The 26613-nt window shown below is 73.3% G+C and carries 19 protein-coding genes; 4 read left to right on the top strand and 15 right to left on the bottom strand.

Translation table 11 applies throughout. The features are described 5' to 3' along the window. Positions 1-55: 55 nt before the first annotated feature. The 4 genes from FJK98_RS15395 to FJK98_RS15380 all read right to left on the bottom strand — a co-directional run bounded on the left by FJK98_RS15395 (position 56) and on the right by FJK98_RS15380 (position 5304). Positions 56-1951, bottom strand: a complete 1896-nt coding sequence (locus tag FJK98_RS15395) for a CocE/NonD family hydrolase (protein ID WP_240762874.1) — start codon at positions 1949-1951, stop codon at positions 56-58. Positions 1952-2110: 159 nt separating this feature from the next. Continuing rightward, positions 2111-3022, bottom strand: a complete 912-nt coding sequence (locus FJK98_RS15390; RefSeq protein WP_145919633.1) for a sulfotransferase — start codon at positions 3020-3022, stop codon at positions 2111-2113. A gap of 3 nt (positions 3023-3025) precedes the next feature. Beyond that, on the bottom strand, positions 3026-4063 hold the full coding sequence (locus FJK98_RS15385) for a sulfotransferase (RefSeq protein ID WP_145919632.1): 1038 nt from the start codon (positions 4061-4063) through the stop codon (positions 3026-3028). Beyond that, a complete protein-coding gene (locus FJK98_RS15380; RefSeq protein ID WP_145919631.1) occupies positions 4060-5304 on the bottom strand; it encodes a glycosyltransferase in 1245 nt (414 codons plus the stop codon). The genes FJK98_RS15385 and FJK98_RS15380 overlap by 4 nt, the downstream gene beginning before the upstream one ends. A gap of 222 nt (positions 5305-5526) precedes the next feature. On the opposite strand from FJK98_RS15380, the gene FJK98_RS15375 reads away from it, so the two are divergent. From FJK98_RS15375 to FJK98_RS15365, 3 genes are read left to right on the top strand one after another with little or no spacing between them, the layout of a single operon-like run. Continuing rightward, positions 5527-6480 carry a sulfotransferase gene (locus FJK98_RS15375; RefSeq protein WP_145919630.1) on the top strand — a complete coding sequence of 318 codons (954 nt, stop codon included), beginning with the start codon at positions 5527-5529 and terminating at the stop codon, positions 6478-6480. Further along, positions 6473-7279 (top strand): sulfotransferase, encoded by an 807-nt coding sequence (locus tag FJK98_RS15370; RefSeq protein WP_145919629.1) that lies wholly within the window; start codon positions 6473-6475, stop codon positions 7277-7279. The genes FJK98_RS15375 and FJK98_RS15370 overlap by 8 nt, the downstream gene beginning before the upstream one ends. A 5-nt stretch (positions 7280-7284) precedes the next feature. Then, on the top strand, positions 7285-8805 hold the full coding sequence (locus FJK98_RS15365) for a hypothetical protein (protein WP_145919628.1): 1521 nt from the start codon (positions 7285-7287) through the stop codon (positions 8803-8805). Positions 8806-8940: 135 nt separating this feature from the next. Here FJK98_RS15365 and FJK98_RS15360 read toward each other — a convergent pair whose 3' ends face one another. From FJK98_RS15360 to FJK98_RS15310, 11 genes are all read right to left on the bottom strand, one after another. Next, the gene (locus FJK98_RS15360) at positions 8941-9786 is read right to left on the bottom strand and encodes a sulfotransferase (RefSeq protein ID WP_168222480.1); all 846 of its coding nucleotides are present in this window, start codon (positions 9784-9786) and stop codon (positions 8941-8943) included. Next, on the bottom strand, positions 9783-11396 hold the full coding sequence (locus FJK98_RS15355; RefSeq protein WP_145919626.1) for an oligosaccharide flippase family protein: 1614 nt from the start codon (positions 11394-11396) through the stop codon (positions 9783-9785). The genes FJK98_RS15360 and FJK98_RS15355 overlap by 4 nt, the downstream gene beginning before the upstream one ends. 6 nt (positions 11397-11402) lie before the next feature. Continuing rightward, the gene (locus FJK98_RS15350) at positions 11403-12476 is read right to left on the bottom strand and encodes a Wzz/FepE/Etk N-terminal domain-containing protein (RefSeq protein ID WP_168222479.1); all 1074 of its coding nucleotides are present in this window, start codon (positions 12474-12476) and stop codon (positions 11403-11405) included. A gap of 11 nt (positions 12477-12487) precedes the next feature. Next, positions 12488-13987 carry an O-antigen ligase gene (locus tag FJK98_RS15345; protein WP_145919624.1) on the bottom strand — a complete coding sequence of 500 codons (1500 nt, stop codon included), beginning with the start codon at positions 13985-13987 and terminating at the stop codon, positions 12488-12490. Between the two features lie 64 nt (positions 13988-14051). Next, positions 14052-15344, bottom strand: coding sequence for a glycosyltransferase family 4 protein (locus FJK98_RS15340; protein ID WP_145919623.1), 1293 nt, complete (start codon positions 15342-15344; stop codon positions 14052-14054). A gap of 238 nt (positions 15345-15582) precedes the next feature. After that, on the bottom strand, positions 15583-18801 hold the full coding sequence (locus FJK98_RS15335; RefSeq protein ID WP_145919622.1) for a ThuA domain-containing protein: 3219 nt from the start codon (positions 18799-18801) through the stop codon (positions 15583-15585). A 403-nt stretch (positions 18802-19204) separates the two neighbouring features. Further along, positions 19205-20317, bottom strand: a complete 1113-nt coding sequence (locus FJK98_RS15330; protein ID WP_240762872.1) for a sugar phosphate isomerase/epimerase — start codon at positions 20315-20317, stop codon at positions 19205-19207. A gap of 452 nt (positions 20318-20769) precedes the next feature. Next, positions 20770-21351 (bottom strand): TlpA disulfide reductase family protein, encoded by a 582-nt coding sequence (locus tag FJK98_RS15325; protein ID WP_145919621.1) that lies wholly within the window; start codon positions 21349-21351, stop codon positions 20770-20772. Continuing rightward, positions 21348-21800: a hypothetical protein gene (locus tag FJK98_RS15320; protein WP_145919620.1), complete on the bottom strand. Its 453-nt coding sequence runs from the start codon at positions 21798-21800 to the stop codon at positions 21348-21350. The genes FJK98_RS15325 and FJK98_RS15320 overlap by 4 nt, the downstream gene beginning before the upstream one ends. A gap of 77 nt (positions 21801-21877) precedes the next feature. Continuing rightward, positions 21878-23923 carry a M6 family metalloprotease domain-containing protein gene (locus FJK98_RS15315; RefSeq protein ID WP_240762870.1) on the bottom strand — a complete coding sequence of 682 codons (2046 nt, stop codon included), beginning with the start codon at positions 23921-23923 and terminating at the stop codon, positions 21878-21880. Positions 23924-24122: 199 nt separating this feature from the next. Beyond that, the gene (locus tag FJK98_RS15310) at positions 24123-25040 is read right to left on the bottom strand and encodes a dihydrodipicolinate synthase family protein (RefSeq protein WP_145919619.1); all 918 of its coding nucleotides are present in this window, start codon (positions 25038-25040) and stop codon (positions 24123-24125) included. Between the two features lie 222 nt (positions 25041-25262). Here FJK98_RS15310 and FJK98_RS15305 point away from each other — a divergent pair, with 222 nt between their 5' ends. Beyond that, positions 25263-26495, top strand: coding sequence for a CdaR family transcriptional regulator (locus FJK98_RS15305; protein ID WP_145919618.1), 1233 nt, complete (start codon positions 25263-25265; stop codon positions 26493-26495). Positions 26496-26613: the final 118 nt, after the last annotated feature.

The raw sequence follows: 26613 nt of genomic DNA, 5'->3' as shown, positions 1-26613 counted from the left end.
GGGCCGGGTGGCCGTCGGCGCAGCGGTGCTGCGGCGGCGGCCACCCGGGGGTCGGTCAGAGACCGGCCGCGTGGGCGGCGGGGGTGCCACCGACCACCGGAAGAACGATCTTGCTGCTCTTCAGGGCGACCTTGATGTTCGCGGCGGTGGTGTCCGCCTGGCTGGAGTACTGCGGGTAGCTGGCCACGATGATCACGCCGATCCGGTGGCCCGGCTTGAACACGTAGTCCTCCGGCAGCAGCGGGAAGGTGAAGTTGTACGACTCCCCCACCACCAGCGGCACGGCCGTGCGGATCGACTGCCGGTTCTGGGCGTCCATGATGCCCTTGGTGACCAGCTCGTAGTCGGCCGTGGCGACCCGCTTGGCGGTCTGCTTGTAGCAGCCGTCGTCGGTCGGGCTGTTCAGCCCCCAGCAGTCCTCGGTGGCCAGGGTGATGATGCCCTCGCCGGAGGCCCGGTGCGCCACCCGCTCGTCGGTGCCGTAGTCGACCAGGATCGCCCCGAAGTTGGTGTCGGTCTGGTCGGCCGAGGCCCGCAGCTGCACCGTCGGCGTGCCCGAGATGTGCAGGGGCGAGGTCAGCGGCGCGGACAGGAACGCCAGCCGGTTCGGCTGCACCGTGTCCGGGTTGAGGATCATGGTGTTCTGGGTCTGGGTACGGCTGTCCTGGAACGCGCCGGTCGCCGGCTTGGCAGTCGGCACCAGCTTCAGGCCACCCGCGCCGGTGGTGCCGGGCTGGAGGAACACCTCGGTGTCGGCCTTGCCGGGGATCGGCCAGTCGGCGTGGGTCTCCCACACGTCGGCGGCCCGCTCCAGGTCGACCCGGGGTTCGTCCATGATGCCGTTGGCGATCCCGTGCAGCCAGAAGTCGAACCACCGGTGCAGGGTGGACACCCACACCGCGCGCCGCGAGTCGAACGGGTCGACGTGCCCCTCCTGGGAGAGCCACAGCTTGCGCTGGATGTTGTTCTCCGCCAGGGCGTACCAGAACTTGCTGAAGTGGTCCGCGCGGACGTTGTCGTCGTTGAGACCGTGGTAGAGCAGCACGCTGGCGGTCATGTTGGGGACCTTCTTGACGTAGCTGCGCTCGTTCCAGAAGGCGGTGTAGTCGCCGGTCTCGTCGCCGTCGGCGGCGGCCATCGCGTCCCGCACCGGCTTGCAGTACTCCCGCCGCTCCGGGTTGGTGACCGTGTTGGCCAGCGACGCTACGTAGCTGTTGCCCCGGGTGACCACCCCGTTGCTGCGCACGTAGTCGTAGTACTCGGTGGGGCCGCTGATCGGCACCACCGTGGTCAGGCCCTTGACGCCGGTCACCGCCGTCGCCATCGCCAGCGAGCCGTCGTACGACTTGCCGATCATGCCCGACTTGCCGTTGTGCCAGTCGGCGGTGACCACCTGGCCGGCCGCGTTACGCGCGGTGGCCCGGCCGTTGAGCCAGTTGATCGCCTGCTTGGCGCTGAGATTGTCCTGGTTGGCGTTGGTGGTGGGGCAGCCGGTGGAGTTGTTGGTGCCCACCATGTCCAGCAGGATCACCGCGTAGCCGCGCGGCACGAAGTAGTTGTCGTAGAACAGCGGCCACTTGTCGAGCAGGCCGTCGCCGTCCAGGTCGGCCTTGCACTCGGACTCGTTGCCCCGGCAGACCGTCGAGTAGTAGGGGCTGGCGTCCATGATGACCGGCACCTTGAGCCCGTTCGCGGTGGCCGCCGGTCGCATCAGGTCGAACGCGATGATGTCGCGCAGGCCGTCGTTGTCGCTGTCGAAGGTGGAGTCGATGAACAGGCGTTCCCGGATGGCGTCGGCGTAGCCGAACACCGGCTGGGTGACCCCGTCCTGGACCACGATCGCCGGTCCGTCCGCCGCCGCCACCGCCCGTGGCGCCGCGCCCAGGGCGGCGAGCAGCACCGCGGACATTACGGCCGCCCCGGCGCGAAGGGGCGTTCCCATTGCAGCCATGCAGTCTCCTTGAGTGTCCCGAGACCCGGCACGCTATGGGCCGACCGACCGGCACCACCACCTGCACCTGTAGGAACTTTGCCCACCCCGCCCCGACGACGTCGCCCCGGCGACACCGCCCCGGCGACGCCCGACGGGCGGCGGCGGTGGGCCCGCCGGTCAGTCCCGGTAGCCCCACTGCCGCAGCGGCTTGTCCAGCACCCGTTCCACGGCGGCGAGCTGCGCGTCGCCCAACTCCTCGTGGTAGGCGGCCTGCCGCCCGGCGTGGAACCGGTAGCGCCCGAAACCCCTCTCGAACGCCGGTGACCAGTCCAGGCCGAGGAAGTCGAGCATCCGGGCCACCTCGGCACGCGGGTCGGCGAGCAGGTCCTCGTAGCGCACGTCGAGCCACTGCCCCTCGGGGTGCGCGGCGCGGGCCTCGGCGAAGGAGTCCATCAGCAGCTTCCAGCCCAGCGCGGCGAGCACCGGGAACGACCTGTCGTACTCCTCCCACTCCCGGTGCAGGTCGGTCGGCAGCGGCCCGAGGAACCAGTTCTCCGGCCCCCGCCAGCCGTCCCACCAGCCCATCTGGAGCCAGGAGTTGGTCACCGCCCGGCCGTCGCGCACCACGTTGACCACCCGCAGCTCCGGGTAACCGGCCCGCAGGAACCCCGTCCTCGGCCAGCCCGTCACGTGGTGCAGCAGCAGCCGACAGCCCTGCCGGGCGACCCGGGCGTCGAAGAAGGCCCGCAGCCGCCGCCGCAGGTACGGGGTGAGATCGTCGGCGGTCAGGTCCCGGCACGGCCGGGAGAAACCGGCCACCACGTGCCGGTCCAGCAGGTGGTACGCCTCCGACGGGGCGACCCGCAGCCGGCCCTTCTCCAGCAGCCGGCGGCTGTGCCGCAGCGACGTCATGCCCGCCGGGCGGGGCGCCGAGCGCCGGTACAGCGGGCCGTTGAGCCGGCCGGCCAGGTTGAGCCGGGACAGCTTGTCGTCGACCCCCGAGACGAACCCGACCCCCGGATGCCGGGACAACAGCTCCTGCACCAGGGTCGACCCGCACCGCCCGGTGCCCACCACCACCGCCAACATCGCTCAGCCCTCCTCGTGCCGGGCCGGCCCCGACCGCCCGACGCCCACCGACCGTCCACCGGCCGCCGCCGGCCCACCCCGCGCGGGCCGCCCCGCCCCGGCCGGTGCCGGGCCACCACGCCGCCACGGGTAGCCGAACCGCCGCAGCCCCGGCGCGGTCAGCGCGGTGACCAGCGCGTACGACCACCGGGACAGGTCCCGCCGCCACTGCACGTCGGCGGTGATCGGCACCGGGCCGGTCCGGTGCCGCGACGGGTTGCCGGCCACCGAGTGCGTCGGCGTCAGCCGGACCGTCGCCGGGCCGGTGAACGGGCCGCCGTCGGGGTCCACCCCGGCGAACGCGGCGATCCGGCGCACCGTCGCCTCCGGGTCGGCGGTCAGGTCCTCGTAGCGCACCCGCAGGTAACCCGTCGGGGCGCGGCCGGCCCACAGCCGGACGGTGACGGTGTTCCAGACCAGCCAGAGCAGGGCGGCCTTCCACACCGGTGGCCGGCTCATCAGCTCGGGGTCGGCGTCGCCGTCCAGGCCCCGGCGGCGACGCCAGGAGAACGCGGTGGCCCGGGGGTCGCGGACCAGGTGCAGCACCCGCAGCTCGATGCCGGGCAGCGCGTCGACCAGCGCGCCGTACGGGGGCAGCTTCGACGAGTCGACCACCACCCGGGCCCCGGTGTGCCGGGCCACGGCCGCGTACAGGTCGGCCAGCGCCGGGTCGTCCGGGTGCGCGGACACCGGCCGGACGCCGCGCCGGTGCCGGCGCAGCAACGCCGGCAGGCCGCGCATCCGCAGCCGCCCGCGCAGCCCGGCGGCGATCCCCGCGGCCCGCTCCACCGGCAGCTCCCGGCGCACCTCGCGCCACAGCGGGCAGTCCCGCAACGGTCGGCCGCAGCCGCAGGGCCGGTTCTCCACCTCGCCGCGCTGCCACAGGTAACGCAGCTCGCCGGCGGCGAAGACCCCGTCGTACTGGCCCAGCACGGTGGTGACCAGGGTGCTGCCGCTGCGTCCGCTGCCGGCCAGGTAGAGCACCCGCACCGGCGGGTTCACACCGGCTCCCGCACGGTCCGCGCGGCGGTCGCGTAGACCTCCCGCAACCGGGTCAGGTGCGCCTGCGGGGAGAAGTCCCGCTCCACCCGCGCCCGGCCGGCCCGCCCCATCCGGTACGCCCGCTGCGGGTCGGCCAGCACCCGGTGCAGCCCGTCGGCCAGCGCGACCGGGTCGTCGGCGGGCACCACCTCGCCGTCCACCCCGGGGGTGACCAGCTCGGGCAGGCCGCCCAGGTCGGAGGCGACCACCGGCACCCCGCAGCCGTACGCCTCCAGCACCGCCATCGGCTGGTTCTCGTTCCACCGGGACGGCACCGCCACCACCGTGGCCGAGCGGACCAGCTCGTGCAGCCGGGCCTTGTCCAGCCGGCCGTGGAACCGGACCCGGCCGGGGGCCCGTCGCCGGGCCAGGTCGGTCAGTCCGTCGCGGGCCGGGCCGTCCCCGGCCACCTCCAGCACGACGTCGTCGGGCAGTCGGGTGAGCGCCTCGATCAGCACGTCGACGCCCTTCTCGGCGGCCAGCCGACCGGCGAAGACCACCGGCCCGCCGGGGGCCGTCTTCACCGCCGTCGTGGCGACGTCGACGAAGTGCGACACCACGTGCATCCGGTCGGGGAAGACCCCGGCCCGGCGCATCACGTCGGCCAGGAACCGGCTGGGGCTGACGAACGCCTGCACCGGCCCGTACGCCCGGGTGGCGCGGTGCAGCCAGGACTCGACGGCGAGCAGCGAGCTGGCCCCGAACGAGCCGTCCTTGCAGCGGCGACGGGCCGCCCGCAGCGGGCCGCCGGTCACGCAGGCGTCGCAGACCGTCCCCCGGTCGAGCATCTGGTAGCTGGGGCAGGCCAGCTTGTAGTCGTGCAGGGTCATCACCGCCGGCACCCGGGCGGCCCGCACCGCCGCCAGCACCGACGGGGAGAGCTGGTGGTAGATGTTGTGCAGGTGGACCACGTCGGGCCGGAACTCGTCGAGCACCCGGGCCAGGCCCCGCCGGCTGGCCGGCGACCAGATCATCCGGGCCGCCACCGCCGCGCGGGGTCCCGCGCCGCGCGGCGTCGGGTCCAGCTCCACGTGGGACGGGAAGTGCCGGGCGTACGGGGTGGGGGCGTCGTTGTCCGGGTGGGTCATGCCGAAGAAGGCCACCTCGTCGCCGTCGCCCCGTTGCAGCTCGGCGACGTCGAGCAGGTAGCCCTCGGCACCGCCGCGCCGGTAGAGGAACTTGTTGACATGGAGGACACGCATCGGCCTGCTCCGGGGGTGGCTGCTGCGGTGCGTCGGGGGTCGGGAGGTGGGGTGGTCGCCCCGGACAGCAGCGGTGACCAGGGGCCCCACCGTATGCACCACCCACGTCGTGAGTCCAGCTCATGATCCCCAAGTAGCCACACGGCCCATCGCCGGCTGACCACACGGCCACGTGGTCAGCCGCGATGATCTGCCGGTACCGTGTGCCCCACCCCGCCCGACGTGCCCGAGGAGGACCTGGTGCCCCACCCCGACGAACCCTCGGCGCTGGCGTACACCGCCCGACGGGTCCGCCGGCACCTGCGCTGGGCACGCACCGAGGGCATCCGACGGCTGATCGAGGAGGACCGGCTCGATCCGGTCGAGCGGGCCCGCACCGCGCTGGCGAAGTGGCGCTGGCGACGGGCCCACCCCGGGCCGCCCGGCCGGGCCGTCCCGGTGTACCTGGTGGGCCTGCAACGCTCCGGCACCAACATGCTGACCCGGGGGCTGGACGCCGACCCGTCGGTGGAGGTCCGCAACGAGAACGACCGGGCCGTGTTCCACCGCTTCCGGTTGCGCCCCGACCCGGTGCTGGCCGCCGTCGTCCGCCACAGCCGGCACCGGTACGTGCTGGTCAAGCCGCTGTGCGACACGCACCGGGTGGACCGGCTGCTCGACCTGCCCGGAGTCACGCCGGGGCGGGCGCTGTGGGCGTACCGGGACGTCGACGACCGGGCCCGCTCCGAGGTGGCGAAGTTCGGCGACGCCAACCTGCGGGCGCTGCGGGCCATCGCCGACGGCACCATCGGGGACCGCTGGCAGGGGCAGCGCCTGGACGCGCCGACGCGGGAGCTGGTCGCCGGCTTCGACTACGACCGGATGACCCCGCACACCGCCGCCGCCCTGTTCTGGTACGTGCGCAACACGTTGTACTTCTCCCTCGGGCTGGCCGACCGCCCGGACACCCTGCTCTGCTCGTACGACGCGCTGGTCGCCGACCCGGCCGGGTACATCCAGCGGCTGTGCGCGTTCCTCGACCTGCCGTACGACCCGGTGCTGCACGCGCACGTCGGCGCGCGCACCCCGGCGCGGCCCCGGCTGGAGATCGACGCCCGGGTGCGGGCGCTGTGCACCGAGCTGACCGGCCGGTTGGACGCGTCGGCCGGCCGGCAGGAGGCATTGGACCATGGCTGACCCGCAGAACCCGCCACCCGCCCCCGGGCCGGGCCGCCCGCAGGGGCCGATCTTCCTGGTCGGCTGCCAGCGTTCCGGCACGACGATGCTGCGGCTGGTGCTCGACTCGCACTCCCGGGTCAGCTGCGGCCCGGAGACCCGGTTCCTGGCCGACATGCAACGCATCGTCGGGCGGGACTGGGAGCGGCTGGCCCGCTTCGGGTTCCCCCGGGAGTACTGGCTGGGCCGCATCGCCGACTTCTTCGGCGGCATCCAGGCCGACTACGCCCGGTCCCGGGGCAAGACCCGCTGGGCCGACAAGACCCCGCTGTACGCGCTGTCCATCGACTTCCTGGCCGAGGTCTTCCCCGACGCGCAGTTCGTGCACGTCGTACGGGACGGCCGGGACGTGGTGGTGTCGCACCGCAAGCGGTTCGGCTACTGGTCGGCGGTCAAGTGCGTGGTGAAGTGGCCGCGTTACATCCGCATCGCCCGCGCCGCCGGTGCCCGGCTGCCGGCCGACCGCTACCACGAACTGCGCTACGAGGAAACTGTCACCGACCCGGAGAAGGCCATGCGGGGCCTGTTCGAGTTCCTCGGCGAACCCTGGGAGGTTGGCGTGCTCGACTACGACGGCAAGCAGCACGACGTGGCGGGCAAGTACACTGCCGAGGCGGAGCGACGGCGGACCGCCGCCGGCACCGACGCCCCGATCTACGGCTCCCGGGTCGGCACCTACCGCCGCGAGCTGGACCCCTTCCTGCGGGTGCTGGTCCGGATCTTCTCCGGCGCCACCCTGCGCGAACTGGGCTACCGGTGAACCGGGTGCCACGCGGCGGCGCAACCCCGGGCGGGGGTCCGTCGGCCCGCCGGGTCGGGCGGCGGGGGCTGCTCGCCGGGGTGCTGCTGGTCGCCCTGCTCACCGGGGCGGCCTGTTCGGACGATCCCGCCCCCGGGCCGGCCCCGTCGTCGACCGCGCCGTCGACCGCCCCGTCCGCCGGTGCCAGCGGTACGCCGCTGCCGGCCGGCGAGGCGGTCCGCAACCCGTTCGGCGCGCACTGGGACTTCTCCCGGCACGACCAGTTCGTCCCCTACCTGGAGAAGCTCTCCGGTTCGGCGACGTACCACGAGCTGAGCTGGTGCGACATCGAGAAGACCCAGGGCAGCCCGGACTTCTCGGCGGTGGACCAGATCGCCGAACGCAGCCGCAAGCTCGGCATCACCCTGCACCTGAAGATCCGTACCGGGGTGTGCTGGGCGACCGGCGGGACGGCGAAGTTCACCCGGGGCCAGGCCAACAAGACCGAGTCGGCGATGCCACAGGACCTCGCCGCCTACCAGAACTTCGTCCGCACGCTGGTGCAGCGGTACGCCCCGTACGGGGTCCGCGAGTACGCCATCGAGAACGAGGTCAACGCCCAGCAGTACTGGGCGGGCAGCCCCGAGGACTACCGTCGGCTGGTCACCGCCGCCGCCGAGGCGATCCGCGCGGCCGACCCGCAGGCCAAGGTGGTCGACTCGGGCATGAGCAGCGTCGCGTACGGGATGGGGGTCGCCGACCGGCTGCTGCGGGCCGGGCAGCCGGACCAGGCCGTCGCCGCCTACCAGGCGTACTTCCAGCGGCGGATCGGCACCCGGGGTCGGCTGATCCCGCCGGTGAACGACCCGACGGCGTTGCGCACGGCGTTGGACAACGCGCAGAACTCCCGCAACCTGGCCTACCTCGCGGTCACCGAGAAGCTGCTCGACGACCGGGTGGTCGACGTCCGGCAGCTGCACTTCTACGAGCACTTCTCCGGGGTGCCGGCGCTGCTGGACTACCTGCGGGCGGAGACCCCGGCCGGGGTCCCGGTGCAGGCGTGGGAGGTCGGCCAGTTCTGGAAGGACGGCGCGGACGACGCGGCGGCCCGGGGCGACGAGATGGTCAAGGTGGTCAGCCAGCTGGTCGCCGGGGGCATCCACGAGGTGCTCTGGCTGCCGCTGGCGTACAACCCGAACAACCGGGCCGGCGCGGAGGTCCGCTACGGCCTGCTCGACCCGGACGGCACCCAGCGGCAGGCCGGCGCGATGATGGCCGCCCTGGCGGCGGCGGCGCGGGACGCGACCGTCGAGCCGGTGAACGCCAAGGGGCTGACCGGGGTGGCGTTCCGGCGCGGCGCGGAGAGCACCCTGGTGGTCTGGTCGACCTCCTCCGGCACCGTGTCGTTGCCGACTGCGGCCGGGGTGACCGGGGGCCCGGTCGGCGCCGACCCGGCCGCCCGCACCGGCGCACTGCCGATCGGCCCGAGCCCGGTGCTGCTGCGCGCCACCGGCGACCCGAACGCGGTTCTCGCCCCGATCCGCTGACCGCCCGACGGCGGCCCCGGCCCGGCACCGTCGGGCGGTGGGCGGGTGCCGGGGGCCCGTGACCAGATCGCGGTTCCGCGCACCACCGTGTCGGCCACCGGAACGCCGTCTGGTCACGGGCCCGCGCGGCGGCGTTCACCAGGTGCGCGGCCAGCCGAGCAGGGCGGCGAGGCGGGCGTTGTGCGGGGCGAACCCGGCGGCCAGCTCGGCCCGCAACGCCGGGGTGAGCTGGGACGGGCCGGTGTCCGCCCGGCGGGTGTGCCGGGCGAACGCCGCCGGGGTGTACGGGGCCAGCCCGAGGAACCGCAGCACCCCCGCGTAGCTGGTGGCCGGGTCGGCGTACAGGTCCTCGCTGCGGATCACGTGCAGCCGGTCCGGGGGCAGGTGGGCGTACCAGCGGTCGAGCTGCTCGGCGTAGCGGCCCCGGGCGGCGTAGGAGAAGTTGCGCAGCGCGTGGTGCGCCGCCGGGGTGTCCGGCCCGTCGACCAGCGCCTCGGCCAGCCGCCCCGGTTCGGCGGCGAGCGCCTCGGCGAAGCCCAACGGCTCCAGCCCGTACGAGCGGGTGTGCAGGTAGTGCGAGTAGGCCCGCTCGACCGGGTCGCGCAGCAGCGCCACGAACCGGGCCTCGGGCAGCGTCGCCGCCACCCGGGCCGGCACGCCGGGGTGGAACAGGTAGTAGGGGCTGGCCTCGAAGCTGCGCCGGCCCGGGGCGGCCGGCGGGAAGTGCGCCCGGTACCAGCGGGTCCCCCGCCCGAAGTGCAGGCTGAAGAACTGGAGTTCCTTGCCGGTGGCGGCCCGCACGTCGGGGTGCGCGGCGAGGTAGTGGTGCAACGAGGTGGTGCCGCACCGCTGCCCGCCGATGATCAGGAAGTCGGGCAGCGCGCCGACCCGGCCGGGCAGCGCCGCCCGCCCCCAGGCGCGGGTGCCGCGTACCACCCGGCGCAGCCGGTCCACGGTGGCCCGGCGCGGTCCCGCGCTCACCGCGGCACCGCCCGGCCGGAGGTGTCCCGGCCGCCCCCGCCCACCCCGGTGGGGAACGGACCGTCGTCGGACGGGTCGACCCCCGGGGCGTCCCCGGGGGCGTCGGACGGGACGCCACGGCGGCGTCGGCGGGCGAGGGTACGCAGCACCATCAGATCCTCCCGGCTGAGCCCCAGTGCCAGCACGGCCCCCAGGTAGACCGCCACGATGGTGGCCAGCCCGGCGACCGGCCGCCACGGCCAGCCCGGCACCAGCCAGCGCACCAGCAGCCCGGCGGCCAGCGCGGCGACCCCGGCGGCCAGCCCCTTGGCCATCCCGACGGTGAACGGCAGCGCGCCGGTCAGGTGGCGGACCTGCACCACCCGGGCGATGTTGACCACGATCAGCGAGGCGCTCCACGCCGCCGCCGCGCCGACGATCCCGTACGCCGGGATGAGCCACAGGTTGAGCAGCACGTTGAGCACCAGGGCGACCAGGTTGTCGGCCATGTTGAGGGCCACCCGGCCGGACATGTTCAGCACCGTGCCGCACGGGCCGGTGGCCGCGTTGACGAGCTGGCCGAGGGCGAGGACCACGGTCACCGCCGCGCCGGTGGCGACCTCGCCTCCGAAGACGCGCAGCAGGTCGCCGGGGAGGACCAGCAGCGCCACGAACGCCGGCAGCGACAGCCGCACCACCCAGCCGGTGGCCACCGCGTAGACCCGGCGGACGTCGTCGAGGTCCCCCCGGTGGTAGAGGTGCGCCAGGTACGGGCCGAACGCGGCGTTGACCGGGGCGAGGACGAAGATGGCGACGGTGACCAGCCGGGTGGCGACGTTGTAGACGCCGATGTCCGGGTTGGCGAAGAACCCGAGCAGCAGGGTGTCGACCCAGATCAGCCCGGTCGACGACAGCGACGACACCCAGCTGACCGTGGAGAAGCGGAACAGCTCCCCCGGTCGGTGCACCGGGCGGGCCGGGGGCACCCGGCGGACCAGCCGGGCCAGCGCCAGCAGGGCGAGCAGGGCGGCCGACCAGCCGGCCACCACCAGCGCCCAGAACGCCCCGGTCAGCCCGGCCCCGGTGAGCAGGGCGAGCGCGGTGAGCAGCAGCCGGGTGCCCGGCTCGTAGAGCTGGCCGATGAAGGTGAACGGCCGCTGGGTACGCCAACCCCGGGTCGCCGCCAGCGCCGCCTCGCAGATCGTCGAGGCGGGCAGGGTCAGCGCGACCAGCCGCAGCCCGGTGACCAGCCCCGGGTCGTGCAGCCGGTCGGCCAGCCACGGTGCGCCCGCCGCCAGCGCCCCGGCGAGGACGACCGACGAGCCGGCCGAGACGGCCAGCCCCAACCGGATGGTGCCGCGCAGCGCCGGGGCGTCCGCGTCGGCCAGGTGCACCGCCACGAACCGGGTGAGGCCGGCCCGGAACCCGGACAGCGACAGCAGCCCGGCCAGCGACAGCACCGCGTAGCACTGGGCGTACCGGCCGACCTCCCGGATGCCCAGCAGCCGGGCCAGCAGCAGCATGATCAGGAAGACCGCCGCCTGGCTGAGCAGGGCACCGAGCAGGTTGAGCCCGCCGCCCCGGGCCATCCCCCGGACGTGCCGGTCGCCCTGCGCGGACGCGTGCGACACCGCCACCTACCGGCGTCGGTGCTGCTCGGGCACGGTCGAGGTGACGACCGGCAGCACCACCGTGTCGTCGCCGCCGCGCCGTCCGCCGGTCAGGGCGGGGGCGGCCCGGCCGACCGCCGGCGGCTGCCCGGCCCGGCGGCTGCGCGACAGCCACTCCAGCACCGCCACCAGCAGCACGGCCAGCAGCAGGCCGGCACCGGCGACCGGGAGCACCAGCGCGACCAGCGCCTTCGTCCGGGACACCGGCTGCGTCTCGCCGACGCTGGTCACCTTCTCCGGGTCGGCGGCCTGGGACTGGGCGCGGGCTTGTTGCAGCCCCTGCCGGGCCGAGGCCAACGCGCTGGTCGCGCTGTCGCGTTGGGCGAGCAGCGCCTGGTAGTCGGGCAGCTTCGGACCGAGCCCGTCGAGCCGCTTCTGCCCGGCGCTGATCGACTCGGCGGCGGCGTTGGCGCCCCGGGTGTTGCCGACCGCCTGCATCTGCAACTGCTGCTGCCGCAGGCTGGCGATCTCCTGGAGGGTCGACTGGTAGAGCTTGTCGGGCTGGCTGACCTTGTTGGCCTTCTCCCAGTCGTTGATCGCCCGGGTGGCGGTGGTCAGCTCGTCGGTGGCCGTCTTCACCTCGTCGGTGGCGATGCCGACCTGGCTGGCGAACAGGAAGGCCAGGGCCCGCTTGCCGGTCGCGGCGAGCACCGGGGCGACCGTGGACCGGTCGGCGGTGGTGTAGGTGACGGTGAGCTGGCTGCTCGCGCCGACCTGCTTGACCGCCAGGCCGTCGCGCAGCGCGTCGGCGGGGACCCCGGTGTCGGCGGCCACCTGGTCGACCACCTGCGGGGAGGTCACCGCCGCGGCGAAGGCCGCCGCGAACTGGTTGGCCGCCTGGGTGCCGGTGTACTGCTGGGCCGCGCTGCCGCCGACCAGGGCGGGCGCGGCGACGTACGAGGTGGCCGCGTACTGCTGCGGGCCGAGCAGGACGACCAGCGCGGCCGCCGCTCCGGCCACCAGCGGAATGCCCACCAGCAGCCAGAGTCGACGCCGCGCGACCCGCAGATAGTCGACGATCTCCACCCTGGTGCTCCCCACTGCTTGATCCTTCATCGGTTGTGCCACCCGGTCGTCACCGATCGGGGCGTCGCCGCCCGGGACGGCTCGGCCGGTAGCCCCCGGGCGACCGCGCCGGCTGCCGCGGCGAACGCCGCGAAGTACCACAGGGTGACCACGTTCGAGATCACGTTGGACGCCGCGCTGACCGCGACGAAGGCGACCGCGCAGCCCAGGAACCCGATCGCGATCCCCCGGCCGAGGCTCCCCGGTGGGGCGCGGCGCAGCGCGTTCAGCCCGGTGTGCAGGCACAGCACCATCATCGCCAGGTACGCCAGCAGCCCGGCCAGCCCGGTCTCCACGTACGCGCGCAGGAAGTCGTTGTGCGGCTTCTTCGCCTCGTCGGCCTCGAACTTGGTCATGTTGGGGCCGATCCCGGTGACCGGGTTACGGTTGGCCAGCGACACGATCTCCGACCAGTAGCCGACCCGCCAGGCGAGGGTGTTGCCGGTGGGGCCGCCGCCGACGGCGGTGTTGTCGGCGAGCTGCCCGAAGCGGTGCGCGACGCTCGGCAGCAGCGCCACCCCGGCCACCGCGACCAGGCAGAGCGCCACCAGCATCCGCCGGCTGCGGTGCAGCACCGCCACCACCAGCAGGCCCAGCCCCGCCCCGAGGATCGCACTGCGGGTGTTGGTGAGCAGCAGGAACAGCAGCGACGCGGCGAGCAACGCGCCGAGGCCGAGCCGCAGCCGGCGGCTCAGGTAGCGGTGGATGCCGAACCCGAAGATCACCATGAACATCAGGTAGCGGCCGAACGTGGTGGACTGGCTGAACGGGCCGCTGATCCGGGTGAAGTCCCCCTTGATCTCGGCCGGTGGGTGGCCGAGCAGGGACAGCACGGCGGTGTAGCCGACCGCCAGCACCAGCGAGACGTATGCGGCGAGCAGCACCCGGCGGACCGCCGGCAGGTCCGGCATGAGCTGCTCCAGGACCACGAACATGACCACCACGGTGCCGATCCGCAGCGCCTCCAGGGCGCTGGGCACCGGCTGGGCGGCCCCCGCCGCGCTGACCAGACAGGTGGCCCCGACCAGCAGCATCGCCACGCCCAGCGGGGAGCCGCGCAGCCGGCCCCGCTGGCGTAGCTGGGCGGCGAGCCAGAGGCCGGCGGCGAGCAGGAACAGCACCGCCAGGATCGTCGACGGGTCCATCGTCCGGGTCGCCGCCGCGCCGTCGGCCCGGCCGGCCGTCGGGCCGCTGAGCTTGAACAGGTCGACGCAGGAGCGGACCGCCAGCATCAGCAGCACGTACGCCGCGAAGCGGGTAAGCGCGAGCACGCCGACGGCCAGTCCGGCGAGGACCACCAGGGGCAGCACCGCGCCGACCCGGCCGCCGCCGGAGGCGGTCAGTCCGACGCCGAGCGCCACCACGGCGCACAGCAGCGCCGCGCCGACGGTCAACAGGCGGGCGGTCGGGTCACCGCCGGACCACCGTCGCCGCCCGCCGTCGGGCAGGGTGAGGTCGCCCTCCGTGCCGTGTCGCTGTCCGTCCACCGCTCGCCGACCACTCGTTTCCAGGGAACTGTTGCCGGTCGCCGCCGACGGCCGGGAGAACGGCCTAATCTAACGGTCGCCGAGGTCGGGGGACATGGGCCGTTACGCCGACCGTGGGCGACCCAACGTCCGGTTCCCCGGGGCGGGGGGCGCGCAGGGCCAGCGAGAAGTAGAGTTTTTCCAGCTCACGGGCGGCCGCGTCCCAGCTGTACTCGGCGAGCACCCGGTCGCGCAGCAGGGCCGCGCCGGCCCGTTCGGCCGGCAGGTCGGCGGTCACCGTGCCCAGCGCCCGCAGCAGGTCGTCGACGTCACCGTCGCGGAACAGCCGCTGCCCCGGCCCGTCGCGGTCGAGCACCTCACGGTGGGGTTCGATGTCGCTGGCGACCACCGGCAGCCCGTACGAGGCGGCCTCCAGCACGGTCAGCGGCAGCCCCTCCAGGCGGGACGGCTGCACGAAGGCCGCCGCGTGCGAGTACAGCTCGGCGAGCAGGTCGCCGTAGACGAAGTCGGTGAACACGATGCGCGGGTCGTCACCGGCGGCCTCACGGAGCCGGGCGACGTAGCCGTCGGTGAAGGCGGAGCCGCCGACGATGGCCAGCCGCAGGTCGGTGGGCAGCCGCCGGAACGCCCGGACGAGCAGGTCGGCGGCCTTCTCGGGGACGAGCCGGCCGACCAGCAGCAGGTAGCCGCCGGGGCGCAGGCCGAACCGGGTCAGTTCCCGGGGCGGCCGGTGGGTGGGGGCGGCCACCCCGTTGGGGATGTACCGGGCGGGCCGGCCGAACCGGGTGGTGTAGTGCGCCGCGAGGCCCCGGGACACGGTCACCCGGGCGTCGGGCAGGTGCCCGCTGAGCCGGTACGCGGTGCCGAGCACGGCCCGCGCCGCCCGGCCCCACTTGTCGCGCTGGTTGTCCAGCCCGTGCACGGTGAGCACCACCTTGGCGCGGGAGGCGTACCGGGCCAGCGGTGCGGTCAGCACCGGGCCGAGGCCGTGGTAGTGCACGATGTCGGGGCGCTCGGTCAGCGCCGCCAGGGTCGAGGTGGCCGAGTGCACGATGGCGTCGAGATGCTTGCTGGGCACGGTACGGGCCCGCCGCAGCCGGATGCCCCGGTGCCGGGTCGCCTCCACCGCGCCGTAGCTGTCCCGGCAGTAGACGGTCACCTCGTGGCCGAGGCCGACCAGCCGGCTGGCCACCTCCTCCACGTGCCGTTCGATCCCCCCGTAGGTGGCCGGCACGCCCTTCTGGCCGATCATCGCCACCCGCAGGGGACGCCACCCCGGCGGGCGGGTCAGGCTCGGCCCCGAGCGGTCGGTGCGGAGCTGCTCTCCCCGGTCTGCGGCATCGTTACGGAACGGCACTGTCCCCCCTCGTTTTCGCTACCACCGGGGCGGTGGCGCGGCCCCCGGCGCACGGGACGCTAGATCATCGACGTTCGGCCGGCCACTGGCCGGTCAGTCAGACCTGACCGGCCACCGGCACCGCCGGCCGGGTCGGACACCTGCCGGTGCCGCCCGGCCGGGTGCCGGTGGCCGCCCGGGTCCCGGTACGACGCCGGGAGGACGGAGTCTCCGTCCTCCCGGCGACCGGAGGGTGACGTCAGGAGGTCGGGCCGCCGAACTCCACCCAGTTGAGGTTGAACAGGCTGGTCGTGGTTCCGCCGGAGACGGGCTTGAAGACCAGGTAGAGCGCGTGCGTGCCGGCCGCCTGGCTGACCGGGAAGGTCTGGCTGGCCCAGGCGCTGGTGCCGGTGGTCGCGTTGAGCGTCGCGCTGGTCACCAGCTCACCGGTCGGCGAGTCGAGCCGCAGTTCGACGATGCCGCGCGGGGTTCCGGCGGTGGCCGTGGAGCCACCGGCGTACCGGAAGGTGATCTTGTCGATCCCGCCCAGGTTGATCGGGTCGAGCACGATGTGGTCACCGTTGTCGATGCCGGCCACGTGCTGGCCGCCACCGGTGTCGGTGGTGTTGGCCAGCGTGACGCCCTGCTGGACCTGGGCGAACTCGGCCTGCTGCCGGAAGGTCTGCAGGACGATCTGGTCCAGCGCGGACAGCGCCGGCTGGCCGTTGGCGCCCTTGTCGGTGTAGGTGGCGCTGATCGCGCCGTACAGGTAGCCACCGGCGTGGTCGGCACCGTCGGCCGGGGTCTCGAACGAGCCCGAGCAGCCGTTGGCGTCGCTCATGCCGTGCCCGTGGGTGTCGTGGCCGAGCACGAACGAGACCGTCACCCGGCTGCAGTCGATCGGGCCGTCCTCGGGGTCGGTCACGGTGACCGTCCACGGCACGGTGTCACCCCAGTTGAAGAAGGTGCCGGACAGCGGCGAGGTGACCTTCACGGTGGGCGCGGTGTTGCCCACGGTGATCTCGCGGGTGAGCACCGCCGTCTTGCCGCTGGAGTCGGTGACCGTCAGCTTGGCGGTGAAGACCCCGTTGGTGGTGTAGGTGTGCGACGCGTCCCGCTCGGTCGAGTCGGTGGTGCCGTTGCCGTCGAAGTCCCAGGCGTAGGTGATGGTCTCGCCCGGGTCCGCGTCGTAGGAGCCCTCGGCGGAGAACTGCACGGTCAGCGGCGCCTGCCCGGAGGTCGGGCTGGCCTTCAGCTCCGCCACCGGGGCGCGGGTGCCCTTGGCGTAGCGGATCACCGACAGCGCGGCGTCCGGGTTGGCCCGGAAGAAGCCGTCGCCGTACTCCAGCAGGTAGAGGTTGCCGTCCGGGCCGAACTCCATGTCCATCGGGTTGTCGAAGACGAAGCCCGGCAGGAACTGCTCCACCCCGACCAGCTTGCCGCTGCCGTTGGTGCGCATCATGAAGATCTTGTCCCGGGTGAACTCCCCGAACACCACCGCGTCGTTGTAGTACTCCGGGAACTTGGTCTCGGAGGCCAGCGCGGCGTCGTACTTGTAGACCGGGCCGCCCATCGGGCCGACGCCACCGGTGCCGAGCACCGGCCACTTGAACTCACAGGTGCCCGGCGGCGTGCTCAGGTAGCCCTCCGCGCAGGTGGTGGTGGCCCGGAAGGTGTAGTTGAGCTGCGGGTCCTGCACCGGCGGGAGGACCGTCCGGCCGGTGTTGCGCGGCGAGTCGTTCACCGGCGCGGCGCAGTTGAAGGCGCCCTTCGACTGCTTGGTCACGAAGTCGTAGTCGATGTACGGCAGGGTCGGCGAGTAGCAGTACGGCCACCCGTAGTTGCCGGCCTTGTTGGTGGAGATCCACCGACCGGTGCCCTCCGGGCCCCGGGCCGGGTTCGGCGTCTGCGAGTCCGGCGAGTAGTCACCGATGTAGACGAAGCCCCGGGAGTCCACGTCGAACCGGAACGGGTTGCGCAGACCCATCAGGAAGATCTCCGGGCGGGTCTTGTTGTCCCGGTCCTCGGCCTCGGGGAAGAGGTTGCCGGCCGGGATGCTGTACGACCCGTCCGCCTTCACCTTGATCCGCAGCACCTTGCCCCGCAGGTCGTTGGTGTTGCCGGCGGACCGCTGGGCGTCGTAGCCCGGACCCTGGGTCGGCGACTCGTTGATCGGGGTGAAGCCGTCCGAGCCACCGGCGTTGGTGTCGTCACCGGTGACCAGGTAGAGCAGCCCCTTGCCGTCGAACTTGACCTCACCGGCGACGTGGCAGCAGATGCCCCGGTCGGTGTCGACCTTCATGATCTTCTGCTCGCTGGCCAGGTCCAGGTGCGGGGTCGGCTCCTCCACGAACTTGAACCGGGAGAGCTGGTTGTACCCCTTGTAGACGTCCCACACGCTCGGGTCGGTGCTGGTCGCCGGCGCGTCCGTGGTGGGGGTGTCCAGCTTCGGCGCGTAGTAGGCGTACACCCACTTGTCGGTGGCGAAGTCCGGGCCGATGGTGACCGACTGGAGGCCGTCCTCGTCGTGCTGGTACACCGGGATGGTGGTGATGACCGGGCTGGCGCCGGTCTCCGGGTCGTAGAGCCGGATCTCGCCGGCCCGGGTGTTGTGCAGCACCCGACCGTCGGGCAGCACCGACAGGGTCATCGGCTCGCCCGGCTCGTCGTTGAGGATGACCTTCTCGTAGTTGGCCTTGACCGTGGCACCGCAGTCGCCCTCGACCATGCCGGCCGACCACTGGATCGCGCCGAGCAGGTGCTTGCGGAACGCGCCGTTGGCGTACGTGTCGGCGGAGTCGCCGAGCCCGGTGTAGAACGACCGGCCGCCCTGGAAGTCCTTGCACCAGGAGATCGGGTGGTCGTAGCCCATGGTGCCGCCGGTGAACGTCTTCTCGTCCACCGTGGCGAGCACGTGCGCGGTGCCCCGGACGTTGGTGGTGAAGTTGTACCACTGGTCGTTGAGGGTGAGCTGCCGGGCGAGCGGCTTGCTCGCCGGGTGCGCCCGGTCGGCGACGTCGATGCTGGCCGACCCGCTCGACGCCGTGCCGGCGGCGGTGGTGCCGACGATGTCGCGGTAGAACGTCCACGACGGTTCGGCCTCGACCGCGGCGTGCACGCCGAGGTAGCCACCGCCGTTGCGGATGTAGCGCTCGAAGGCCGCCTCCTGGCCGCTGTTGAGCACGTCGCCGGTGGTGTTGAGGAAGACGACCGCGCCGTAGCTGGCCAGGTTGTCGTCGGAGAAGGCGGTCGAGTTCTGGGTGACGTCGACGGTGAAGCCGTTGCTGCTACCCAGGGTGCGGATCGCGTTGACGCCCTTGTCGATCGACGCGTGCCGCTCGCCGTCGGTCTTGGTGAACACCAGGACGCTGGTCTGGTCCTGGGCCGGCTGGGCCAACGCCGGTGCGGTCGCGGCGAGCGGGACGACGATCCCTACCCCTGCGATCGCGGCGAGCCATCGGTGTACCGATCTTGCCATCTGGTTCCTCCGGTGGGGGGACGATGTGCTGCCTGCTCCGGGCGGGTGCCGGGGCCACCCGGGTGGTGCGGTGCTGCGTCTCGCTCTCCGGTGGGGACGGGACAACGCCGTCCCGACCCCGTGCGGTTCGCCGACCGGGGAGCTGCGTACGGCCAGGGCCCGTGCCGGGGGCGCGCGGCGGCGCGGCCCGGGGTCACGGGTCGGAAGAGGTCACGTGGTACGGGCCCGCCGGGGCGGTACGCCCGGTGCTGTCCGGGGGCCGTCTGCGGCCCGGACGGTCGGGGCGGGGCCCGGGTGGTGGCGGTCGCGTCGGGGGACGCGACCGCCACCGCCGGTGCCGCCGGCGGTGGTGCGACCGCCGGTCGGTGCGCAAGCGGCGGCCGGCTGCCGGCCGCCGGGCGGGTCAGTCCTTGTTGTAGATGGTCAGGTCGGCCATGTTGGCGTAGCTGAGCCGGGCGAAGTCCAGCGACTGGCCCGGGTTGGTGGCACCGCCGGGGGCGGTGTCCATCTCCCAGTTGGCGTGGTGGAAGTCGGACTCGCCGATGGTCTGGAAGAACTGCTGGAAGTTGATGTCGCCCTCACCGAGCGGGATCATCTCGTAGCCGTTGGCCAGCGCCGAGTTGCGGTTGCCGTCCTTGGCGTGGAACAGCGGGAACCGCTTGGTGCGCCGGGCCACGTTCAGGATCGGGTCGAACAGCGAGGTCTTCTGCTGGCCGGCCGAGTTGGTGTACTTGGTGTGCTTGTACCGGGCCACGTACGCCCAGTAGATGTCGCACTCGAAGAAGACGTACTTCGGGTCGGTCTTGGCGAAGAAGTACTCCAGCCGGCGCACGCCGGAGGACCGGGTCGGCCTGCCGTTGGCGTCCAGCGGGCCGCTGTCGAGCAGGAACGAGTAGGCCACGTCGTGGTTGTGGGTGTAGAGGCGCATCTTGCGCTCCTTGGCCTGCCGGCCGAGCTCGTTCCACACGTCGGCCGCGGCGTCCCAGTCGGACTGGTAGGCGCTGTTGGTCGGGTCGCTGCCGGTGCCGATGTTCTTCATGCCGAGTTCCTCGGCGATGTCCAGCTGCTGCTGGAAGGTGGCCGCGTTGATCGACGTGTGGGTGCCGTTGGCGACCAGCCCGTTGTCGTCCAGGATCTTGCGGATCTCGGTCGGGGTGATCTGCCGGCCCAGGATCGAGGTGTGCTGGTTGTAGCCGGCGAACTCGATCTCCTTGTAGCCCATCTCGGCCAGGCTGGCGAGCACCCGCTCGAAGCCGTAGGGCACGCCGCTGTCGTCCGGGGCGGCGGAGATCCGGTCCCGGACGCTGTAGAGGATGATGCCCCGGTTCTGCTCCGGGATGAGCGGGTCGACCCGCCACTTGCCGTCCGCGCGGGCCGGGCCCTTGGTCTGGAGCACCGGCAGGCCGGCCGCGCCGAGCACGGCGGCGGCGCCGGCCGACGCGGCCAGCAGCCGACGGCGGGTGACCTGGGCGCGGTACTGGGGGTCGGAGGCCATACGGCGCTGATCCTCGTTCACAAATTCCACCTTTCGAGGGCGGCCCTGGCGGGCCACTGAGACGTGCGAGTCCTGCTGGGAGGGTCGAAGGACCTGCGCCGCCGAATACGCGTGGCCCGGTGGATGACTGGTCGGTCAAGGGGGGATGTCAACCGTGTTACGTCTGTGAACCGGACACTAACGGTGGCTGACGGCTAAAGATAGACCTCGAACGGAGAAACTTTTGTTCGTACGAACAAAAGTTCCTGATGGTCGGAGCCGATGCCCGAACGGTCGCCCAGACCCGGCTCCCCGGTCGATCCCCCGGCCCTCACCAGCACGAACACCGACGACGCCCCGGACGCGGACAGGCGGACACGACGCGGGGCGCGCCGTCGACCCGCGATCGAATCGACAGCACGCCCACCGCGTCCCCCACCGGCCGGCCCGCCACCGGGCGCGGCGGCCGGTCGGAACGCCCGTCCCCCGGGGCGCTACCCGGGACCGGCCAGCACCAGCTCACCGAGCCGCTGCTCCAGCGCCGCCGCGTCCAGCCCGCCGGGCCAGCCGCGCAGCAACGCGCCACCCTTGGCGACCAGCACGACGGCCGGCGGCTCCCGCACCGCGTACGACCGCCAGATGGTCTGCTGTTCGTCCACCACGACGGGATACTCCACCCGGTGCGCCCGCAGGTAGTCCTGCAACTCGTCGGCCTGGTCGACACCGGCCACGCCGACGAAGACCACCCGGTCCCGGTGCCGGCGGGCCAGCTCGCTCAGCGCGTCCTGCCGGTCGGCGCAGGTGGTGCACCAGGAGCTGAAGAAGGTGAACACCACCGGGCGGTCGGCCCAGAGCCGGGCGGCGGTGAGCGGGGTGCCGTCGGTCAGCCCGCCGGTGAACGCCGGGGCGGCCGGCGCGCCGCCCGGTGGCGGGCGCAGCGCCAGGTCGGCGGGGACCGGTCCGGGCAACGTCGCGGCGCCCCCGGCGAGCGCCGCCGGTGCCGGCCCGTCGGCCGGTCGGGCGGTGCAGCCGGCCAGCACCAGCACCGCCAGCAGCGGCGCGAGCAGCCGCCTCACGCCGGCACCACCGCGACCAGCGCCGGACCCTCACTGGTGTCCGGGGTCAGGTCGAGCGCCGGCCGCCCGGCCACCTCCAGCCGGTACCCGGCGCGCTGCGGCACCCGCACCGGCACCGCGAACTCGCAGTAGGTCGGCACCCGCTCCACCTCGAGGTCCTCGGCGAACGCGGCCACCGCCGTACCCGCCGGCAGCGTCCCGGTCGCCAGGGCCGCCCCGTCGGGGTCGAGCACCCGGAACGGCGCCCGGTGGTGGAAGTAGAGGTACGGTCCGGTGCCGGCGCAGTCCACCCCCTCGGCCCGGATGTTGATGTCGCGGACCAGGACCCGGACGGTGGTCGAGGTGACCGCCTCCGGTTCGGCGTCGGGGCCACCGCAGCCGGCGGCCCCGGCCAGCAGCAGGATCGCCAGCGCGCCGACGCCGTGGCGGGCGCTCGTGGTCAGCCGCACGTGGTCTCCTCCCCACCCGTGCCGTGGGTCCGTGGCGGCCTGCGCCACCACGGACCCACGGCGTCGGTCGAATCCGGTCAGGACTTCTCCACCCGGCACTGCTTGGTCACCGTCTTCGACGGGTCGCTCTCCGAGGTCGCGGTGAGCTTGACGAAGCCGGTGTCCGCCGCGGCGGCGGTGGCCCCCACCGACACCCGGACGGTGGTGGACTTGCCGAACTGGGCGGTGGCCAGCCGGTTGGGCAGCCAGGTCCGCCAGCCCTTGCCGGCCACCTCCGCCGAGAGCCGGTAGACGTCCGACTTCAGGTACGCGGTGGCGTCCTCCGGGTGCTGCTGGCCGCCGGCCGAGTACGTGCCGCTGTTGGTCAGCTCGAACGAGCAGGTCACGCCCCGGTTGGTGGGCTTGCCGGTGCTGGTCACCTCACCCTTGCCCAGGGTCACGCCGTGGGTGCTCGGCCCCCCGGTGCCGTCCAGCGACCGCACCGCCACCGTGTACGACAGCGAGCCGGCCGCGTCCCGCTTGAGGTCGATGATGTAGAAGTGCAGGCGGTTGGCCTCGTCGACGTACTCGTACTGGCTGCCGGTGTCCGCCCCGGCGTGGAACAGCGCGTCGGAGAGCTGCCGGTAGTCACCCATGGTGATCTTCTGCGGGGTGCCGTCCGGCCGGTAGAAGTCGATCATGTCGATGTCCTGCGGGTTGGCGTCCACCACCCACTGGAACGGCGCGCTGTCGGCGTTCTTGGTCTTGCTCAGCAGCACGCCCCGGTCCGGGGTGAACGAGTCCGCCCCCATCCGGTCGACGACCTCGACGGTGTAGTTGTTGAAGCTCCCGCCGTCGCACAGCGGGTTCGTGGCGACCGTGCAGGCCGGCGAGAGGTCCTTGTTCAGGGCGATGTTCACCCCGGTCAGCCCCTTCGGGCCGGCGTCGACCGCGCGGGCGGTCACCTGGGCGGTGACCAGCCCGGATGAGGCCAGCGCCTCCCGGGACAGCCGCAGCACGTGTTCCTCACCGAGCAGACCGATCTTGAGCTTGTCCCGCACCGTGTGCAGCGAACCCATCGAGCCGCCGTTGGTCGGCGGGATCTGCCAGCGGGTGTGCGGGCCGCCGGGCCCGTTGAACGACCCGCGCGACATCATGCTCCAGATGCCGGTGTACGCCCGGCGTAACGGCTCGCCGTACGGGTTGTTGTAGTTGTCGCCGATGCCGAGCAGGTGGGTCAGCTCGTGGGCGTACACCCCCATGCCGGAACTCTCCCCCTGGGTGGAGGAGCCGCCGCCGGCGTTGGGCCACAGCGTCGCCGCCGCCTTCCACGAGGTCCACTCCACGTAGCGGGTCTTCGCCCAGTTCGGCAGGTTGGGGTCCGGCGGGCCCCAGGAGTCCGGCACGTCCTCCTTGTTCTGGAAGATCATCTGCCCGAACTCCTGCCAGGTGGACGACTCGTCCTGCCCGGCGCTGAGGATGAAGACCAGCTCGTACTGGTTGGCGACCGCGTCACCGACCGCCGCCCGCCACGCGCCCAGCCCGTCGGTGCGGATGTTCTTGTTGCAGGCCTCCCCGCTCGGGCAGGCGCCGGGGTTGAAGCTGTTGTCCAGCCCGTACTGGTAGGACTTCGCCGGCATCTGGTACGGCCCGAACCCGGCCAGGTCCACGCCGTAGCGCCCATTGGAGTCCTGCATCCAGTACTCGTGCAGGGTGTGCCCCTTGTTCAGGGTGTTCGGGGTGTTGAGGAAGTCCTGGTAGAACTTCGGCACGTCGGCGCGGGGGATGTTGGCCGCGACCGACTGGGGGTTGCCGAAGACCGTCGAGCGGGCCCGTTGGGTCACCGCGAACGTCTGGTCCGGATAGTCGAGCGCGACCAGGGCGATCTTGAAGTTGCGGAGGGAGCCCCGCACGCTCGGGTCGGCCCAGTTCTTGCCGGGCACCGCCTGATAGTCGTCCCAGGTCATGGTGTCGGGGTTCTGCCAGGCCTGCGGGTCGAGGACCTGGAACGGCGCGGTGCCGCCGGCCGGGTTGGCCGGGGCCGCGGCGGCCTGCGTCGCGGCGGTCGCCACGAGCGTGCCGGCCAGGACCGCGGCCAGTACGCGACGCCGCAGTCGGGGGGTGTTGCGGGGAGCACGGTGCACGGGTTCACCTCTCGTCGGGAGGGACGCGGCCGCCGGTGACCGGAGTCCCGAGGGGTGGCTGCCGGGACGCCCGCACACCGGGCCGCGCAGCGAATCTAGGAGGACGGGCCGGGGCCGGTCACCGTGCAGATGTCGGCAGGTGGCCCGGCGGCTTCCGACACCTGAAGGACCCGCGCCGGGTCGCGGCCGGCCACGGCGTTCAGCGGGGACGACCGTCGGTGACCGGATCGACGGTGACCGACAGGGCCCGGACCAGGTCCCGGCGCAGCCGGGCGGCGGCCGGCGGCGGCAGCGGACCACGCGGCGGGCGGCACCGGCCACCGAACCGCCCGGCGCAGTCCATCGCCAGTTTGATCGCCTGCACCGCCTCCGGCCGGGAGCCCCAGCCGAAGGCCGGGTGCAGCTCGGCGTAGAGCGGCAACGCGCGGGCCAGGTCACCGGCGGCGCACAGGTCGTACAGCCGCAGGGCCGGCCGGGGCAGCGCGTTGGACAGGCCGGACACCCAGCCCCGGGCCCCGCACAGCACCAGTTCCAGCAGTACGTCGTCCGCTCCGGCCAGCACGTCCACGTGCGGGCAGAGGTCCCTGATCCGGTGCACCCGGCGCACGTCGCCGGAGAACTCCTCGACCGCGACGATCCCGTCGGTCTCGGCGACCCGGGCCAGCAGTTCCGGGGTGAGGTCCACCCGGGTGTCGTACGGGTCGTTGTGGGCCACCACCGGCAGGCCGACGGCGGTCACCTCCCGGTAGTGGGCGACCACGTCGGCGTCGCCGGCGGGATAGCCGTCCGGGGGTGGGGCGAGTACCCCGTGGGCCCCGGCGGCGGCGGCCTGCTCCGCCCAGCGGCGGGACTGCCGGCTGCCGTACCCGCCGACCCCGGGCAGCACCGCGCAGCCGGGCGGCGCGGCCTGCACCGTCGCCCGCACCACGTCGGCCCGTTCGTCGTCGGACAGGGCCCGGTACTCCCCCACCGACGCGCACGGGGTCACCCCGTGACAGCCCGCCTCGGCCAACCAGCGCACGTGCTCCTGCAGGCGGTCGAAGTCGACGCCGAGGTCGTCGCGGAACGGCGTCGTGATGGCGACCAGCACCCCCCGCCAGGGCCTACCAGCTGTCACTCGGGCGTTCCCTCCTGCGCGCCGGCGGCCCGCTGCCCACCGCACCGGAACCTTACGATCGTCGATCACCACGGTGCTTCGGACAATTGCCGGAACAGTCGCCGTGGGGGCCGTCCTTTTGTCGGTAGATCCCCGGTGGACCTTGCGCACAGGCCCACCGGCCGCACAGGGTAGGGCACCGGCTGCCGCACCCCCTGCCGCGCAGCCAACCAGGGGAGATCCATGCATGGTGAGCTTCAGCGCATAGTCGACGCCGTCGCCGCGCGGGTGGGGCGTCCCGCCCTCATCGAGGACCGGCGGCAGCGGGTGGTCGTCTACAGCGAACACGACGGTCCGATGGACGAGGTGCGCCGGATGTCGATCCTGCGCCGGCAGACCACCCCGGAGGTGATCGCCTGGTTCCGCCGGATGGGCGTGCTCACCGCCCGTGAGCCGGTGCGTACCCCGGCCGACGTCGACCTCGACCTGCTCCCCCGGGTCTGCGTGCCGATCTGGCACGACGACCTGCTGCTCGGTTTCGTCTGGTTCATCGACGACGACGGGTCGATGACCGACGCCGACATCGCCACCGCGACCGGCGCGTTCACCGACCTGTCGCTGGCCCTCTACCGGGAGAACCTGCTCGGCGAGCTGGCCTCGCAGCGGGAGTCCGAGGCCACCCGGACGCTGCTGGTGGAGAGCCCGCAGGCCCGCGCGCACGCCGTCCGGGCGCTGCTGGAGGAGGGCACGGTCGCCGGTGACGGCCCCACCACGGCGGTGGTGGCCCAACTCGCCCCCGCCGACGGGCGGCACCCCGACGAGGTGGCCCGGATCGCGCTGGAGCAGGCGCTGGTGGCGACCCGCCGGTGGCTCGGCGTCCGGGAGTCGCTGCACATGGTCTGGCCCGACCACGGGGTGCTGCTGATCTGCGGCGGCCGGATCGCCGGCCGGCCCGCCCCGGAGGCCGCCGCCGGGTATCTCGACGAGGCGTTGCGGCAGGCGACCCGGGGGTTGTCCTCGGTGGAGCGGACGGTGACCGGGATCGGTCAGCCCCGCCCGGGGCTGGTCGACGCGGTGCAGTCCTACCGGGAGGCGGTGCAGGCGGCCCGGGTGGGGGTGCAGCTGCCGGCGCTGGGTCCGGTGGTCTCCTGGGCCGGCCTGGGCATCTACCGGGTGTTGTCCCAGCTCGACGGCCGGCACCTCGACGTCGCCGGGGTGCATCCCGGGCTGGAGCGGTTGCTGCGCGACGACGCCCACCAGGTGCTGCTGGAGACCCTGGAGGCGTACCTCGACCTGGCCGGCAACGCCCACGCCACCGCCGAGAAGCTGCGGCTGCACCGGACCACCCTCTACTACCGGCTGCAACGGGTCGAGCAGCTCGCCGACACCGACCTCAAGGACGGCAACGAGCGGTTGTGCCTGCACCTGGCGATGAAGCTGGGCCGGCTCACCGGTCACTACCGGTCGGCGTCCTGAGGCGTCGCGGGGTCCCCGCGTCGACCGTCGGGAGAGGACACCGGCGTCACCCGTGCTGTGACAGCCCGTGTCCGTCCGGACAGATCATTGACAGATCCGAGCGGGTACGGCCAGGATG

Source organism: Micromonospora sp. HM134, from assembly GCF_007833915.1.
Lineage (GTDB): Bacteria > Actinomycetota > Actinomycetes > Mycobacteriales > Micromonosporaceae > Micromonospora > Micromonospora wenchangensis.
This window is presented reverse-complemented; position numbering and strand designations above follow the sequence as displayed.